The following is a 17,800-nucleotide window of genomic DNA, read 5'->3' as shown; positions in this document are numbered from 1 at the left end:
GAAAGCGGGCACTTCTTCACCCTGATCACCGCAATCAAACTCTGAATATTTACGTCGGAAAACAAGTCATATGTCGAAAAATCTTACACAGTTATCGGCAAATCAAATAGCATAGAAACGCCTGACAAAGTGTCGTGACCCTCTGCAAAGTCATAGAAAATAACAACTCGCCAACAAATCAACAAAAAATAAAACGGTACATACGATCTATACTACGAACACGCCTCAATCGCTCTGCCAGCACATACATAGAAGAACAACAAAACAAAACAAAAACAGAAGACACCACAACCACCACATCACTATCAGACCTAAACAATTTTGCAACAATAATTATAACAACACCTTGAACTATGTAATAAAACAAAGACGACCTACCTACATGCTGCATATATTTTGAAATAACACCCTCATAACCTATAAACCTAACAGAAAACAAGTAAAAAGTAATAAAAAAAGACACAGAGGATACAAAACCAAACCACACACTATTTTGAAACATTAAATTATATGAAAATAGACTACCAAGCAACAACATTACAAATGACAAAAACAAAGACACAATAACAATCCACAGCTCAAGCCTGTCCACACCACTCCACCGAAGAGCAACACCAACACAACATCCCAACACCCCTTGGAACGCAAACCTCCAAAGATATGGAACTACTCCATAAAAAAAATCCATAACAATACACAATAACACAACAAAAACAAGAAAAGCCAAATCAACCCTACTTCTCAAACTATAAACATACATATACAAAGCACACATCAAAACACTCACACCAACAGAAGCAAGCACTTGATAAGACACATCCCATCTATCAACATAAAACAAACAAAAAACTGACAACACTCTATCAAGAACAGAACCGACACCACCCATAGAAATTACAACGAAAAAAATATTTGCAAACAAAACAATTACAAACAGCTTTAAAAATCTAACAATCTTCTTCTTAATATACACCTTCCAAACACCCAAATCACAACAAGACAACATATCTCGACCTGAAACAGCAGCCGTAAACCCAGAAATAAAAACAAAAAAACCAGTTGTAAAGAAAAGCAATCTGAAAACTTCAGAATTTTGCGCACTAAAAATGTAAATATTTTTATAACAATGATATATAATAATTAAAAAAATACCGACACCGCGCATCAAATCAAGAGGGTAAAGCCTATCTTTCACAAGCTTCTCCTTTGATAATCCTCCCAAACTCAATATCCAACACACCATATGCCTTTTCATTAAAATGCAGAAAAAAGTCTCTATCAACAAACTTCTCGTCCAGACGACGTTTGTCATGACCAGAAAGAAGGCCATTCAAATCAATCAAACGATAGCCATTACGCCTGCACAGGTTAACAATAAACCTATTAAGCTCTGCCACATCATCCCAAAGCCTTTCATCAACATACATCCGTCGAATCAGATCCGGAGTCCCCGGAGGCGCTACTGTAGAAAGAACAAGCACACGAACAACTCCACTAAGCTTACGTGCCATTTCTTCGATGTTATGTTTTGCCTTTGCCACGACGACATCCCGGTCAACATCAAGAAAGCAAGACGAGTAGACATCATTGATCCCTACCTGAACAAAGGCATAATCCGCAGCAGGAAGACCACATATTTCCGTCTGAATCCTCACCTGAGCCGTCGTATACCCCCCCACAGCAGCATTGATCACGAAATACCCCGCCCCAACCTTGGGCTCCCTCCAAAGCTGAACCCTCGAATCACCCAACATCAAAATGGAAACAGATTCAGCCGAAGCATTAGGGAACACAGCGGACGGACACGCAACAGGTTCAACACGTAGTGAATGAAGTCGCTTCAACAGACTGTTGCCCAACCGCCCCCCAACAAGACATATGACAACCACGAAAAACAGCAGTATCAACATTCGAACACGCATAATGCTTCCCTCTCGACACCAAGTCCGGAAGAACAAAACAGATCCAACAACGTCTTCTTCCTGCACATTCCGCCCCCCCCCCAAAGGAACCATGAACGGGCTGCCGCTATCGACTCTTCAGCTCCCTGCATGCCACATAGCCCCATAGGCAGCCTACTCGCGCCGAACTACAACTCCTTTGCCTTGTCCTTCTTCAACACATATCGCGTTTTATTCCGCAACCGCGCCACATAACGCGACTGGCTCTCTGACAAAACATGCCTCTCGTCCGCAGGAGATACGGCCAGCACCTCCGACCCCAATTCAGCAACAGGCGCAGCGTGTTCAATCCTTTTATATGCCTCCTTCGTCTGTTCAGCTTCTGCGGCCTGCTTTGACAGTATCTGGGAAATCATCGCCCCCATAATAACATACAGAAAGATCAACTCGGAATTTTCCCGACTGATAAAGCTCCCCCCCACAACAAACGCCACAATCCCCGCCCCCAATGCTCTCACATGAGTCGCGAGCACGGCGTCATTCTGCTCCCGCGCCTTTTTCAACGACCTGAGCAATGAGATAATGGCAGTAACGATCATGCCCACGTAGGCAAACAACGCCACAGCGCCTGCCTCTGCCGCAATCTGAAACCAGGTGCTATGTGCAACGACTCCTTTCTCAAGCCCTTCACGCAGGGCAAACTGCTCGATAAAATTTCCCCAGCCTATGCCTGTCAATGGGTGCTCCCGCATGATTTCAAGGGCAACCCGCCAGAAATATACCCGCTCACCGCCCGTGTACTTTTCAAATTCCCGATCACCGTGCCAGACCTCCGAAGCTGTATCTCCTATCTCGAAAATACTGCGGATCTGCCCCACATAACTATCCGGCATGTAGGCAATGACCACCAACAGGATTACCCCCATTCCGGCCACGGCCCGCATCCTCTTGCTTTCGGTAACCATGAGAGCGCAGAAAGCCGCACCGGTCGCAAGGAATCCTCCCCGCGACGAGGTAATGGTAATGATAAGCAGAGCCGCCATGAGGGTGCACCCCATGAACACCCTGAGCAACTTGGACTTGACGCGGGGATGAAAGCAGGAAGCGTAGAATAGGGGGACAGCCATGGACACGGCCAACGCCCAGTCGTTGGAATCTGAAATCCAGCCGCCGGTACCACCCACGGCATACCATTTGCCCAAGGTCTGGGTCTCGACCAGATTCTTGAAAACACCGAACCAGAAGCTACACAGCACCCCCCAGAACAGCCAGTCGATGTCATCGCGCGTTTCCACGGCCCACACGACCATGAACAGCATTATGCCGATATTGATGAACTCATCGAAGCGTTTCTCGGCAAGGGAAGGGTCTATGGCTGAAATAGTGCAGACCACTGAAAACAGCAGGAAAACAATAGGAAAAATCAACTGTTTCGGCAGAGAAAAGCTCAAGGACCGGGCATTGACCAAACATGCAAGCAGGCAAATACCCGCAGAAATCTTGGCCATGGGCAACAAGGTGAATACCGGATAATGAAGCTGCGGATTCATTATCGTTGTCCCATAATACAATATCAGGGCAAGCGCAGGACGCCTGAAAGACATAATCCCGACAACAAGATAGAATACCATGAAAAGAATGGTCATTACTAACGGGGCATTGAAAGTGACTGACCCTATGGAATACAACAGAAACTTAATCATCATTATGCTCCATACTACACGCAAAAAGTTTCTTTTGCATCGCACAACAATGGACTATATATACATATTATGCCGAACATGGCATACCAGAACCATTTCCGCATCCGTTTTGACAGTCAGACACAGCATCGACCAGTCAAACGAGCCGACTCGATAACCGAAAGAGAATACCATGCCCGCACCACGTTCCAACGAGCATATCATGATTTATCATCACCGGACACAAGGTGTTGATGCCCAGGGCATCCATATCCACGAGATGAACAAGGCATTCAAGGACATCGGCTATTCTGTTCACAAGGTGTCCCTCTATGATGAGGAAGCCGTTGGAAGCGAATCCCGTTCCGGCTTTCTCAGCCGCATAGTTTCAGCGCTGCCCGGGCCGGTGTATGAACTGCTTGAACTGGGCTACAACATTCCGGGAACGCTCCGCCTGTATCTGGCCGTCCGCAAACTGCGCCCGCGGTTCATCTATGAACGTTATTCCCTTTACAATCTTGCGGGAGCCCTCGTTTCCCGACTTACCGGAACGCCGCTCGTTCTGGAGGTCAACGCCCCCCTCGCCTACGAAAAAGCCAAGTACGGCAAGCTCTACTGCAAACGGCTTGCCCAGCGTTGCGAAACCTTCGCGGTGAACAGCGCCCATACGACCATCGCCGTCTCCGAGGTCCTTCGCGGCATGCTCATTTCCGAAGGAGGCAGAGCCGACCACATCACCGTGATGCATAACGGCGTCAATCCTGCGGAATACCCGCCTGCCCCTGCACAGTCTCCCTCTCAGGCCCCGGACAGACTCACCCTCGGTTTCGTGGGCTGGTTCCGGGACTGGCACGGTCTGAGCGAACTGCTCATTACCCTTGATGAACAAGGGGCCTTCCGGGGCAATGTCCATCTCATGCTCATCGGCGACGGCCCGCTGCGCCCCCGCCTTGAAGAGCTTATCGCCGGGCGGGGCCTTACCGACCACGTGACCATTACCGGGGCGCTCGGCAGGCAGGACCTGCTCCGTACGCTGCCGAAACTGGATATCGCCCTGCAGCCTGCCGCCCCCCCCTATGCCTCTCCCATGAAGCTCTTCGAATACATGGCCGCCGGAAAAGCCATTGTTGCGCCAGCTCAGGCCAACATCCGCGAGATACTCACCGACGGCGAAAACGGCCTGCTCTTCACTCCGGGCGACTGGAAGAATATGGTCGGCCGCATCATGGAACTGATCGCAGAACCAGCCCTGATTCGCCGCATCGGCGATGCCGCCCGCAAAGACATTGAGCAGAACGACAGGACATGGCAGGGCAACGCCAAGCGCGTTGAAAAGCTGCTGAAGGGATAGCTTCCCTACCGCCCTTGCAGAAGCCCCCCGTAAACACGCTCCACCAGATCGACATGCCGCTGAATGGAATACTCCCCGCATGTCTTGAGCCCTTCTGCCGCCAGCTCTGAACGCAGGTCCGCATTCTCAAGAAGCCGCAGGACTCCCTGCGCCATTTCCGCGGCATCGGCAGGCGCAACCAGAAGCCCGTTCTCTCTGTCCCTCACAACCTCAGCAGGGCCACCCGCCCGGGTGCATACAACAGCAGTTCCGGCCGCCATGGCTTCCAGCATGACGCGGCCAAAGGGTTCAGGAATGGTGGACGCATGCACCACCACATCGCACGCCGCCATGGCGGAAGCCACCTGCGTGCAATGCCCCGTAAAAAAGACTCGTTCTCCCACCCCCAAAGCCGCAGCCCTGCTTTTCAGGCGGGCAAGCATACCGTCGCCTGCGCTCCCGGCGGGTTCCCCGCCGACAATAACGGCAAGGGCGTCGCTTCGGGACATGAACCGGGTGCAGGCGTCCAGAAACACATCGTGCCCTTTCCAGCCAACAAGACAGCCCACCATTCCCACCAGAGGCACGCCGGATGGAATGGCGTATGCGCGCCTGAACGCTTCCGCATCCGCGCCTTTCATAAAGCCTGCCGCGTCTATCCCTTCGGGAACGACCACTATACGTTCTTCCGGCACGCCCACGGCCCGCACGGTATCGGCAATGAATCCCGACACCGGCATGAATATGTCCACCAATCCGGCAAGCCATGCCGACACGCGCCCCGGATACTCGGGACCACGGGAATGCACCACGCAGGGCACATGCGCCTTGCGGGCTCCCAGTACGACGGCGTCGTTTATGAGCACGCCGTTATTGCAGTGCACAAGCTCAATGCCGTTATCCCGAATGTATTGCGCAATCCTCACGCCATACCGTCTGCCTGTGGTCAGGTGATCAATAAGAAACGCCGCGTTTCCGGCCCGTTTTCCCAAAAACTTCTGAAGGGCCTGCTGGTCAGAACTTCCCGCCCCATACCTCCGTTGCCGGGGCATCACCACGACCTTGCGCACGGCCCCGTGTTCACCGATATGATCCTGCGGGTATGACGTAATGAGATGAAGCTCCCAACGGTCTGCTGGCAGGGCCGCCGCCAGCGATGCCAGACTGGTAAGCGCACCGCCGAAGCCCGCGCCGTTTTCCACCACAAGAACTCTACGCTTCATCACGGTTCCCCTTACATCCTCATGCCTATGAAATCAGCGGCCATGCCGATTTTCTTCCGCCAATTCCGCAAAAATCGCTCTATGCCGTGCAGCACTTTCACGCCAGTCAAATCGCCGGATATTCTGCACCCCGGCACTGATCAGGGCCGCACGGACATCGGCATCATTCAGCACGTGCAGCAAAGCATCAGCGGTTTCACCGGCATTGCGGGCATCCACCAGTATCGCCGCATCGCCCACCACCTCCGGTATGCTTGCCGCATCAGAGGCAACCACAGGAGTACCGGCGGCCATGGCCTCCAGCGGCGGCAGCCCGAACCCTTCGAACAGCGACGGATACAAAAACACCTCGGCGGCCTGATACAATGCATCCCGCGTTTCCCTGTCCGTAAAGGGGAGCAGCGTGATCCGGTCTGCCAGACCGGCCGCCCTGACCTGCTCGGAAAACACGGCAAGCACCCGGGGCTGGAGCCCTGCGATCACAAGCCCGATGTCGGCCTGCTTCTGAGCAACATGCGTGAAGGCATCAATGGCACCCTGCGTGTTCTTCCATGCGCTTTCAGCTCCGAGTGCAAGAATGAAACGTCGCTCAACCCCCGTTTTTTCCCGGAGGAAGGCGCGCGCCTGCTCTCGCTCGCCGAAACGGCGTTCCGCAAAGGTTGCGCCATTGGGCACCACTGATATCCGGTCGGCACTGTAGCCGAAGACCTTGGCGATCCGCCCGCCTGAAAATTCGCTGACGGTTATGACCCTGTCCGCGTAACGCCTTGACCAATAGGGAAGCACCACCCGTTGCAGAAGTCGTTCAAACATCGAACGGGGCACAAGACATTCCTGCACGATGGTATCGTGGATGGTGGTCACCTGCCTGAGCCCGCCCACCGGAAGCGAGACATTGGCCGGCGTCCACAGAAGATCATAGGCGCGGCCATTCAACGCCGCTGGCAGACAATACCAATCCCACACCCTGAACCGGCTGCCGCGCACCGAGGGCACATGCACCACCCGCACATCAGCGGAAGACCGGTAGCGCTCGGCCGGAATTGCATCCTCCGTAAAGAGGATGAATTCATCCCGCTCTTCCCCTTCCGGCTGTTCCGGCCACGCTCGGAGAATCTCCATAAGATAGCTGGCTATGCCGCGGGCTTCGGGCAGACTCAGCACCCTTCCATCCACCGCTATGCGCATTCCCCACCCCCGAAGTAACCGGAAAGAATGCTCTTGAGTTCATCCGCCCTCGCCTCCCATGAATGCGCCAAAACGGCCTGCCTGCGCACGTTGCGAGCACCGGCATCCTCAGCCAGCGAATCCGCAATGGCCCGCCGGAACGCTTCAGCATCGGACGCTATGCGCACATGCTCCCTGAGCGCCGGATGCATGGCCACGGCCGTGGAAACCACCGGATTACCCGTGGCCAGATAGTCGTAGATCTTGATGGGGTCGAGCGTGGCGGTCAATGCGTCCACCACATGAGGCAGTATGCAGACATCCGCGTGCGCTGTGGCGCTGGCTGCTTCGACATAGGCCATGGCTCCGACGAGCGTCACATTGGACAGCTCCCGCAGGGGAGCGACAATGGCCGGATCACACACCACGGGACCGATGAGTTTGAAATCCCACTGCGGCGAGGCAAGAGCAAGATTCCTGAGCAGGGCCACGTCCAGCCGTTCGGTGATCTGGGAGAGATAGACTATGCAGGGGCGGCCCTCCCGCCATTCCCGTTCAACCGGTGCAAAGGTCGACGTATCCGTTCCGTTGGGAAGATAGTGTACCCACGGGCAATAGGCCGAAGCGCGCCTTGCCAGCTCCTCTGAAACGGCAAACACCACATCCACGCGGCGCAACAGAGCCTCCTGCCTTCTTGCCAGGTCAGCCCTGTAGTCTTCCGAGAAGGAATCCGGCAAGGCTGCCACCCAGTCGTCCGTCCAGTCGTAAACAACAAGTGATGCCTCGGCACCGAAAACCTCCACGGCCTCCAATTGCGACGGATGATACACCCAGAGAACGTAGCCCTCTTTCGCACCAGCCTTCTTCACCACCCTGTCTACCTGACGCAACCAGTAGCGCGTATTGGCAGCCGCCAACGACGGGAAGGTTCGTGCAAAAGGCAAGGGTAGCAGAAGGGAATACAGGGAAAGTCCGTTACCCACGGACGTGCCGAACGGCCACAGGCTGCGGCGAAGCCGTCTGCTGTACTCGTCATTACCGGCCAGCTTTCTGCCGTGGGCCACAACATCCGCCATCCGCACAGCCGGTTCCACATAGGAAACCGCAAGCCCGTGCCGCTGCCAGAGCGAGTGCATGAGCCTCTGCTTTCTCTTCCAGAGGCGGCTCCACGGGTCCCAGCTCAAGGTCACGACAGGCGGAATCCTGCCGTCGCCCCCCTGCCCCGAACGCAGTCTGAGCCGCCATCCGGACCGGATGCTTTCCGTCTTTTCGGCAATGGAAACCAGCCTCTCCGATGCGAGCACCTGCATCACGCCCCCTGCTGAAACCACTTTCTCCTGCGGTGCTATGGGGTCAGGAAACACGGCCAGACGGAACGGTCCTTCCTTTTGGTCAACAGGCATGGCAGCAGGCAGGCTGATGTTGATGGGACGAACCAGCACGGCACCGTTACCTTCATGTCCGGAAAGCGTGAGCGTGTCGTTGGCCTCAAGGTGCCATGGCCCCACGGCCAGACGGCGCTCCCATACTGCGCCATGCGCCTGCAACCGCAGAGTCCAGACATGCTCCGAATGCCTGACGATGCTGCCGTGTTCACCTGTCGGGGCAACCCACGAACTGCAGTTCCGCTTTCCGGCTGACGCAACGGCTAACGCCCCTTCTTCCGAATAGGGCACCGCCCAGACAGGAGCCCATACATTGGCGCTCTGCCCATTATGAGGACAACGCTCACCGTATTTTCCCGCAAGAGGTCCCAGCGGACAGCTGAAAAGAACCTGCCCATCCGCCATCAGCAGATGCGGCGTGATGCCCGCCTCGGTCGCATATCCAGCCCCTGCGTGCCCCTTGCTGAACAGGGCGAAATAGGCTCCGGTGCGAAGGACAAGCAGACCGGAGTCGTGAAGGTGCGTCACGCCGGTGGCAGGAAGCATTGACGACACGTCCTCCATGACAGGCAAATCAGCGGCCTTCTGCAACCAAACGGCGGCAAAGGCATTGTAGACGGTGCCGTGATGATAATCGTACCAACCGGCGCGTTCGGCATCCGACAGTCCGCTCAACACCAGAGGAAGCCTTCCGTCCTCTCTGACATGGCGTTCCAGCCTTGCCAGAACCGATTCGGCTGCCCAGCGGTATTCTCCGGCCCTGCCGGCATCCAACGCCATGGCCGCACGGAACAGATAGACCGCACAGGCATAGCCGAAAATCTGTCTCTGCCCGCGTCCAAGAACGTTCATCTCCCCATCCGGCCCGCAGATAGCAAGCAGCCATCTGGCGGCAGCAACCACCGCCATCCGGACACGGGATTCAACTGGGGCTGAAGTTGCCCCTTCCAGCATCCCGGCCAACGTGGATGACGCCGGAGTCTCAGCAGTGCCAACCCGGGAATCCTTCTCCCGCCGTGGTATCATGTCAGGCTCCAGCAGCAGATGCAGCAGACAGGCTGTGTAGGCATGGTACTGGCTGGGAAGGCTCTCTCCCTTCACATCCTCGATACCGCCGTCGGACAACTGGGCATCCAACACAAAATCAAGCCACTGCACAGCCTGCAGGGCATCTTCCGGCAAGCCCAGAAAGGCATGGCGCATGGCTGCGCCGAGACAGCGCATGGCAACCCAGTTGACGGCATGATGCGGATTGGTGCGCCACGTCATCATTGAGACAATGTAGCTGTCACGCTCCTCTACGCTCAGCGCATCCCCCAACAGACCGAAAGCGGCTGCAAAGGCCAGGTTATTGAAGTCCCAATGATAATCCCACGTTTTGGGCGCATACTCCTCAGGCGAAGTCCGCACGTGAAAATCCAGAGCCAGCCTTGCCGCCCGCACCCGTTCAGGCTCTTCTCCGGCCTGCCGGCTCAAAAGAAGCTGCACCCACGCGAAATGACTTGCGGAATAATGCTCACCCGCCACAACGCCGGAAAGCGGATCACGAATGCCGCCAAGGTCATACCCCGCCTCCGCAACCTGCAGAGAGGCAAGCCAGTCGGCAATGCCGCGCGCAAGGCGGGTGCACCGCGCCTGCATCGAGTATTCCCTGGTTTCTTCCGTCATGCGGTCACTGCTCCCCGTGTTCCGACAACAGATTCTGCAACTCCTGCATACATGCTATCACATCGCGTTCATCTTGGGGAGAAAGTGACGCCATCCGTACTCGCACGTCTGCGCAGCGCTCGGGATAGCGTTTGCACACCAATGCAGCCGTATCCGTCATCTGCACGGCCTGCCTGACGGCAAAGAGTCGCAGAGAGGGCAAAGGGCCGTTTACGCCAAGATATCGCCCCGGCCAGAAGAAGGTACGCGCGCCCCCCGCATTGGCAAAAAACAACGGTCGGGCGTACAGGGGGAGTTCCGGTCGTTTGGCGGGCTTCCATACATCCGTGATCCACTGGGCGTATCCGTCCAGCCCCATGCTCCAGTACCGGCAAAGCTCCGCTACCAACGCTGCCCACGAAACCGCGTTGCCCTCTCTGACAAAACCGGGCAACTCACCGTAACCGAACAGCCAGCCTGCAGTTGCCTGCCGCCCAGCCTCCCGCCGCGCCTGCAGGCCATGAAAGAAGGCGATGGCCTCTTTGTTCAGATAGAGAGGATTGGTCGATACAAACCAGTCATCCACCTGATTTCCCACACGCTCCAGTCCGCCGCGAACCCGTCGCCAATCGGAAACATCAATCCTGTAGGCGGAAAAACCACCGATGCTCAGTCCCGTGTAAAGCCCATGCCCCTCCATATCCTTCATGGTTCTGGGCTCATCCAGAAACCACGGCGCACTGGAACCATGTTCGGGATTCTCGTTGTGAAACTCCTGAAACCGCGTGCCCGTTACGCCTCCGTCTGCGGCAAGCCACCCCTGCTCAATCAGAAAAGTCTTCACCGCCTGCCGCAGCCCGTCATTCCTCGCCGCTTCTCTCTGCTTCTGGTTGCCGGAACCTTCTTTGGCCGCCCGGTCAGACTTGGCAGGCCAGCCATAGCGGAACGGCAAGACAAAGTGCGTCACCGGCTGACCATCCGCAAAGGCTGTCCCGTCAAACAACGGCCCATTGGCCTCGCGGAAAGCCTGCCAGTCCGCAGCAAGCCCACCGGAATGCACGGTCACCACAGGCTCCATGAACGGCAGCACCGCCGAGCCATCCTGCCTATAGGGAACCTGCGTAAACGTGGTTCTGAACCGCCTGAACAGCCTGTGAATGGCGAGGTAGCTGTCCACGTCCGGCGCAAGCAGCCGCGTCCAGTCGCCATATGAATTCATCTCCACAATGAAGTCGGGAACCATGGGCAGATCATACGGCAACACGTCCACCCGCACGGGAATCTGTGCAACCGCCCTCCCTTCCGAGAGCATGGTGAGCGTTCCCGCATATTGTCCGGCCTTGCCTCGGGGCAGCTCGCACTCCACGTAGACGGGGCAGGAGACAAACGCGCCTTCTCCTGCTGCTCCCTCTCTGACATCCGGCAGATCAAAACGCGGGACAACCGCATCCTCGATCGCCCCCCCGGCTACGGACGCCCTATCGGCCCCGCCAAGCTGCATGCGCACCGGCACGGCAACTTCCGGCACATTCCAGATGGACCATGCGCGCCACGCATGCGCCGTATGAAGGCCATCCACATCGAAAACAAAGGAAATATCCCTGAGCGCCTGCGATCCGAATCCGATGACAAGCTGCACGGTTACGCTTTCTCCGCCACCTCCGCGCAACACAATGCCTTCGTGATTCTGAGGCTGTCTGCAGTCCGTCAACGGTGAACAGGGGGTCAGCACCTGCGCAACCGCCACCTGCACGGCGCAGTACCCAGCGGCAGGAACGCTCAGCAACACAGCGAGCGCCAGCCCCGCAAGGGTCAGGCAACGACGGACATCAGCTGATAACCTGCGCATAGACCCCCTCAAGACGCGTGGTTACCGCGTCCCATGCAAAGAATTCTTCCGCCCGTTTTCTGCCCGCATCCCCCATCCGCCTGCGCAGATCCGCATCGGCGGCAAGCTTTGCAATCCTGTCGGCCAAGGCCTGATCGTCATCATACTCAATCAGGTAGCCGGCCTCCCCCTCGCGGATGATCTCGGGCGTACCGCCGCTTCTGCAGCCCACACAGGGAATTCCTGAGGCCATAGCCTCAAGATAGACCGTCCCGAAGGGTTCACCAAACGACGGAAGCACGACAACATCCGCATCGCGGTAGGCCTGCGGCATATGCTCGCGGGCAACAGCGCCTGCCAGCGTAACGCAGGTCTCCAGACCGTTGGCGGCGATCTCGGCCCGCAGCTGCTGCTCATCCGGCCCCCTGCCGCATACCGCCCAGTGAACCGGCACACCCGAAGCCTTGAGCCGTTTTGCCGCCCCGAGGACGGTGAATACCCCTTTCTGCCGCTGCAATGCTCCGACAAACATGACCCGCAACGCCCCATCAGCCGCCCTGAAATGCGGCCAGAGCTGCGGGCTTGTGCCAGTATCCGCAGCGGATTGCGCAACGGGAACAAACAACGAGGTATCCACCGCGTTGGGGATGCGATGAATCTTCCCTTCCGGCACCGCCCAGCCTTCGGCAAGCCCTTGCTCCTGCGCATTCAGCACCACTGCGGCAGCCGCTCTGCGCATGATGCGGGGCCACAGGAATTTCCGGTACACGATACCGTACCAGACTTTGCCCTTCAGGGTCGCATACGCGTCCGTCGTATGCAGAAACATCCATGTACCGTGCATGGTCACCACATGCGGCGCAGCATGTTGCCTGCACCACTCTGACACCACAGGAACATGCTCCCATATGCCGTGGGTGTTCACCACATCCACGCCATGCTCTCCGGCCAGAGCCGTCAACGCCGCTGCGAGCCCGTCCCTGTTGCCTTTGTCCACGCGAACAACACGAAAGCCGTTCATAAGGGTCTGCTCATCAGCATCGCCCCACGTAAGCACGGTTACCTCGTGCCCTCTGCGGGCAAGCGTTGAGGAAAGGCTGTGCACATAGGCCGTAACGCCTGTCACCACCGGATAAAAGAATTTGCATACATGCACGATTCTCATGCCGTTTCCTCCAGCCTGGCCAGACGCACGCGAGCCAACAGTTCCAGCGCTCCTGCGTAGGCGCAGACCATGGGCCTGTTCCGGTAATAAATGATTCCCCCTTCTTCGGAGCTGTCCATGGGCAACACCGCAAGCGAGGATGGAACCACGTTACCGGCACTGGAACGTTCAAGATAATCGAGGGCGCGACGTATGGCGGACAGCACCGTGCTATCACCGGTCACGGCAGCATACTCCGCAAGGGCCGAGGCTATCGCCGCCGTCCCCTTCACGCATTCCCCAAGTTCCTCCTGCAGCTGGCTGTACAACCATGAACCATTTTCGCGCTGCACCTGCAGCAGATAGCGGACAAGCGTCGCGGTCCGCTCGCGGATGCATACGGCGTCGTCAGACTCCAAGCCCCGCAGCAGCCTGCACACACCCGCAAGACCGAAGAGCGCCCATGCCTGACCGCGCAGAAAAATCTTTTCAACCACCCTGTCAGGAAACTCGTTCCATTCAGGAAACAAGGGGGCTCCCACGGGAGCGGCCCCTACGGGATCATGCCATGCGCGGCGGACATGCCCGTCCGGCTGCTGCGCCTTGCCGGTCATATACAGAGCCATGCGCGCGGCAATAGCCGCATAGTGTTCCCGCGACTCGACGGCACAGCGGGAAAGACCACGCCCCGCTATGAAGGAATCGTTGATCTGGCCCAGATACTGCCAGCGGCCCGATGAGGTGAAATAGTACCCGAACAGCCCCCCCTGACCGGTCAACCCCTTGGTTGCAAGGCAATCATACCCTGCCGCTGCGGCCGAAGCATAGCGTGCGCCTTCGGCACCGCCCACCGTATCGGCAAGCTCGCCAAGACCGGCCGCAATGAACGCGGCATTGAAGGGCGCCACCCACTCGGTAATAATCGAGTCGCTTTCCGAATACCGGAAGTCGACCCACTCGGGGAAACCTCCGGCGCAGTCAGGGGCCGTGAGCTGGCAGCCCAGCATGCGATTGCCGACAGCAATCGCGGCATCAAGGATGGCCGTATCGCCGCTTTCCCGGGCAGCCACTGCAAGCGCCTCAAGGACTATGCCGGTGTCCCATCGCCAGCCCCACAGCCGGAAGCCGCCATCCTGCGGATCAAAGAACGACCACACATCCCCCCGTTGCGGCTGGCAGCCGCTTTCAACAGGAACACAGCTCCCCTCCGGTACGACAAAGCGTGTAAGAGCAAGCCCTAGAGCGTGAATCCGGTCTTCCACGCCACGCTCAACGGACTCCGTACGCTCAGAAACGCGGAGTTCAGTATCCTTGAACCTGCGGACCACATTCCCCTGCGCATTCAAGGCAAGGTACTCACCACCGACAGCCCCCTCCGGCATCGCATCAAGCGCCTTCTCCAGAGCCGCCATATCGGAAAACACCGGCAGCAGCATTGGTGACACATCCATCATCCGCAGTTTGAGCACGTTCTCCCACGCCACGGTCATGGATGACGGCAAGCGAAGAACCAGCATGTTGTCCAGCCTGACAGCCTGTTCGTCTGCAAGAGATACGGGCGGGGCGTTGACAGCGGTTCTCCAGAGAGCCTTCAACATGTTCCCGAGACCGTGCATGGCACGGGCGGGTATTCCAACCGGCAGCCCGTTCAGGTACACCAAGTCCTGCCCCATGGAACAACAAAGGAGCACGGCTGCGCAGTCCTCAGACTTCACACGCAGCATGGGAAAAGCCATGTCGGGACCGTCGGCAAGCATGCTCCGCAACCGATCCCGCCTTCCGCCGGTCATTCTGGCGGCCATGCCGGCAGTTGAGAACAGGACGAGTTCCGCCCCGGAGATAGGAAGCGTCATGCAGACCTCCCGCAAAAGCCCTGTGCCTGCTCAAGAATCAACGAGGCATTCCCCTGCCACGAGCCGAAGGCCAAAGCCCGCTCCCGTGCGCGGGCACCCAGTTCAGCCCTGCGTTCATGGTCATCACACAGCGCAACGATCTCATGCACCCATGCTTCCTGATCCTGAGGCGGCAGCAGCAAACCGGTTGCCCCGTGTTCCACCACAGCCTCAATCTGGCCCATATTTCCGGCAACCACGGGTAGGCCACTTGCCATGTATTCATATAATTTCATTGGTGAAAAATAGAAATTGGGCAACTTGGGATAAGGAGCCGCCGCGATATCAAGGTCCGCCAGCAAAGACGGAACTTCCTCATGCGCCACCCCTCCGGTAAAGTGCATCCTTCCGGCGCATCCAAGCTCGGCAGTCCGGCGTTTCAACTCCGCCTCCATCGGCCCCGCGCCAATGAGAACGGCATGCACGTCATTCCGCTGAGCCAATACACCGGCCATGATGGAAACAAACTCTTCCGCCCCCCGCTCAGGCGATAACGCTCCGAGCCAGCCGACCAGCGTCTCACCCTCCAAGCCCAGCCTGCGGCGCAATGCTCCCGCTCTCCGGTCAAGCGTAAACATGGTGGTGTCCACGCCGTTCGGGGTAACAAAGACTTCCCCGCCCCTTTGACGCAACGGTTCGATGCGCGTCTTGAGGGCCTCGGATACGCAGAAGACCCTGTCCGCCCGCGCCCACAACCGCTGTTCGTCCCGACGGGCCAAGGCTCTAAAGCCAAGGGGAAGCCCACGTCGGCATCGCTCGTCATGAAGCGGCGAATTGACCTCAAGAAACAGCGGAATATCCAGAGCTTCAGCAACGCGCAGGCCGCCAGTCTGACAAAGCGCATACCGCTCGTACACGAAGTCCGGACGCCACTGCTCACACACGCCGCGAACGGTTTGGGCAAACCGCTTACGATGCCAGACAAGCTCTTCCGCAAGGTGCACTACGGCAGGCAGCCTTTCATAATACAGACGGCCAAGAAGCGAGCCTTTCTGTTTGTCAGCGGGCTTGCCAGCGGGATTTTCAGCGGATGCGTTCGCGTGCACTCTGTCTTGCGATGCCTCATCCGTCTGCGGAACAACCTTTCCGGCAACAGGTTGCGGGCGCACCGCACGCCACCTCAACCGTTCGACACCATTACGCATTCTTGGCCAGACAGTACCATGCGGCACAGTTATGACAGGCACCGGCAACACAGCATCACCGCCGCCGTTGGTAACGACGCTGCGCACCTCGTGCCCCAGATCTGCAAAAGCCCTTGCAAGGGAGCGGAAGTGAACGGACGACCCCGCATTGCCGCCCACGGGGATGCCCCAATCAGCACACAGCATGAGGATTCGCATCAGCAGCCTCCCTGCAAACCGGATATCAGGTTCAGCAGATCGTCCACTTGCCTGCTCCGCAGGTATTGCGCTCTGACCTTGCGCACTCCCGCCGCTCCCATGGTCCTTCCCAGCGCCCTGTTTCCGGCCAGACTACCGAGAAACGCCGCCACCTGCGCGGGGTCATCCGGTTGCGAAAGAAAACCGCACTGCTCATCCACCAATTCCGGAATACCGCTGATGCGGCTGGTAACCACGGGCTTGCCGCATGCCATGGCTTCCATGAGCACCACGGGAATGCCGTCCATGTCGCCGTTGGCCGCCTCCCTGCAGCAGAGCGCAAAGACATCACAGGCTCGCACACGCTCCAGCACCGTGGTGGAAGGCAGCGCGCCGGAAAAACGCACCATATCCCCCAGACCAGTCGCAGCAGCCTGCCGCTCCAGATCCGGTTGCAACGGTCCGTTACCGATAATTTCGGCCTCAAACTTTACGCCGTTCTCGCGCAATGCCTGCAACGCGGACAAAAGGGTATCGAACCCCTTTTTCTCGACCATACGTCCCACACTGAGTATGCGCAGCGGGGCTTCCTCCGCCCCCTCATCGCCAGTCGCATCCGCTGCCCCCGGCATTTCTTCAAGCCAATCTATGCCGCAACGCACCACGTGCACCCTCTCCTGAGGCAGACCAAGTCGCTCAATCAGCATGTTCCGGTTGTAGTCGCTGATAGTCGTGACAAACGCGGCATCCTGCAGGCGGTGGGCTGCCACCGCCGGATCGATGAAGATGTCCGCCGCATGCACGGTCACGCTGAACGGAATGCCTGTCAGCATCTTCAGGGCACGTAGGTAATCAACATGCTCCCAGGCGAAGTGGGTATGCATGTGCCGTATCCTGGCACGCTGCACTTCCATGGCGATTATAGCCAGCTTGCATCTGTCGGCATTTGGCAACTCAAGGCCTTGGTCCAGCCAGAATCGCAACTGCCGGAAAGGATGCCGCAACACTTTGCCGCTATGATAGCCGACCATTTCCGGCAGTCTGGATTTATCCAGATCGCGGAACCACGTTACGGGGCCGTCCGCACTCTCATCCCACCCCCCTGCATGTTCCGGCGCAGGACGATACAGCGAGCAGACATAGGGCACGAAGCCGGTGCGCCTGCCGATCCCCCGTATCTCGCCAGTGACAAACGTCTCCGAAAGAATGGGAAATGTCCGAAGCAGGTATCCTACACGCAGGGAAGAGACAGGCATGGCATGATCAGACAAGCGCCCCC

At 57.4% G+C, this 17,800-nt stretch carries 12 protein-coding genes; 1 reads left to right on the top strand and 11 read right to left on the bottom strand.

Annotated elements, in window-relative coordinates; genetic code table 11:
* Positions 1-178 precede the first annotated feature (178 nt).
* From N1030_RS00960 to N1030_RS00950, 3 genes are all read right to left on the bottom strand, one after another.
* Positions 179-1,195 carry an acyltransferase family protein gene (locus N1030_RS00960; RefSeq protein WP_265827110.1) on the bottom strand — a complete coding sequence of 339 codons (1,017 nt, stop codon included), beginning with the start codon at positions 1,193-1,195 and terminating at the stop codon, positions 179-181.
* Complete coding sequence (locus N1030_RS00955; RefSeq protein ID WP_265827109.1) at positions 1,185-1,988, bottom strand: SGNH/GDSL hydrolase family protein; 804 nt, start codon at positions 1,986-1,988, stop codon at positions 1,185-1,187. Before N1030_RS00955 ends, N1030_RS00960 begins: the two co-directional genes overlap by 11 nt.
* Positions 1,989-2,089: 101 nt before the next feature.
* The gene (locus N1030_RS00950; RefSeq protein ID WP_265829118.1) at positions 2,090-3,532 is read right to left on the bottom strand and encodes an O-antigen ligase family protein; all 1,443 of its coding nucleotides are present in this window, start codon (positions 3,530-3,532) and stop codon (positions 2,090-2,092) included.
* A gap of 244 nt (positions 3,533-3,776) precedes the next feature.
* Here N1030_RS00950 and N1030_RS00945 point away from each other — a divergent pair, with 244 nt between their 5' ends.
* Positions 3,777-4,934 (top strand): glycosyltransferase family 4 protein, encoded by a 1,158-nt coding sequence (locus N1030_RS00945; protein WP_265827108.1) that lies wholly within the window; start codon positions 3,777-3,779, stop codon positions 4,932-4,934.
* 5 nt (positions 4,935-4,939) lie between these two features.
* Here N1030_RS00945 and N1030_RS00940 read toward each other — a convergent pair whose 3' ends face one another.
* From N1030_RS00940 to N1030_RS00905, 8 genes are read right to left on the bottom strand one after another with little or no spacing between them, the layout of a single operon-like run.
* Entirely contained in the window at positions 4,940-6,136 is a 1,197-nt protein-coding gene (locus N1030_RS00940; RefSeq protein WP_265827107.1) for a glycosyltransferase family 4 protein, read from the bottom strand.
* 33 nt (positions 6,137-6,169) lie between these two features.
* Positions 6,170-7,324, bottom strand: coding sequence for a glycosyltransferase family 4 protein (locus N1030_RS00935; RefSeq protein WP_265827106.1), 1,155 nt, complete (start codon positions 7,322-7,324; stop codon positions 6,170-6,172).
* Positions 7,315-10,356, bottom strand: coding sequence for a glycosyltransferase (locus N1030_RS00930; RefSeq protein WP_265827105.1), 3,042 nt, complete (start codon positions 10,354-10,356; stop codon positions 7,315-7,317). The genes N1030_RS00935 and N1030_RS00930 overlap by 10 nt, the downstream gene beginning before the upstream one ends.
* Positions 10,357-10,360: 4 nt before the next feature.
* Positions 10,361-12,184: a hypothetical protein gene (locus N1030_RS00925; RefSeq protein ID WP_265827104.1), complete on the bottom strand. Its 1,824-nt coding sequence runs from the start codon at positions 12,182-12,184 to the stop codon at positions 10,361-10,363.
* Positions 12,165-13,328, bottom strand: coding sequence for a glycosyltransferase family 4 protein (locus N1030_RS00920; RefSeq protein WP_265827103.1), 1,164 nt, complete (start codon positions 13,326-13,328; stop codon positions 12,165-12,167). Before N1030_RS00920 ends, N1030_RS00925 begins: the two co-directional genes overlap by 20 nt.
* Positions 13,325-15,160 (bottom strand): PBS lyase, encoded by a 1,836-nt coding sequence (locus N1030_RS00915; RefSeq protein WP_265827102.1) that lies wholly within the window; start codon positions 15,158-15,160, stop codon positions 13,325-13,327. Before N1030_RS00915 ends, N1030_RS00920 begins: the two co-directional genes overlap by 4 nt.
* Entirely contained in the window at positions 15,157-16,542 is a 1,386-nt protein-coding gene (locus N1030_RS00910; protein WP_265827101.1) for a glycosyltransferase, read from the bottom strand. The genes N1030_RS00915 and N1030_RS00910 overlap by 4 nt, the downstream gene beginning before the upstream one ends.
* Entirely contained in the window at positions 16,542-17,792 is a 1,251-nt protein-coding gene (locus N1030_RS00905; protein ID WP_265827099.1) for a glycosyltransferase, read from the bottom strand. Before N1030_RS00905 ends, N1030_RS00910 begins: the two co-directional genes overlap by 1 nt.
* Positions 17,793-17,800 lie beyond the last annotated feature (8 nt).

Origin of the sequence: Desulfovibrio mangrovi, from assembly GCF_026230175.1 — a bacterium.
In the GTDB taxonomy this organism is placed as follows: domain Bacteria; phylum Desulfobacterota; class Desulfovibrionia; order Desulfovibrionales; family Desulfovibrionaceae; genus Halodesulfovibrio; species Halodesulfovibrio mangrovi.
This window is presented reverse-complemented; position numbering and strand designations above follow the sequence as displayed.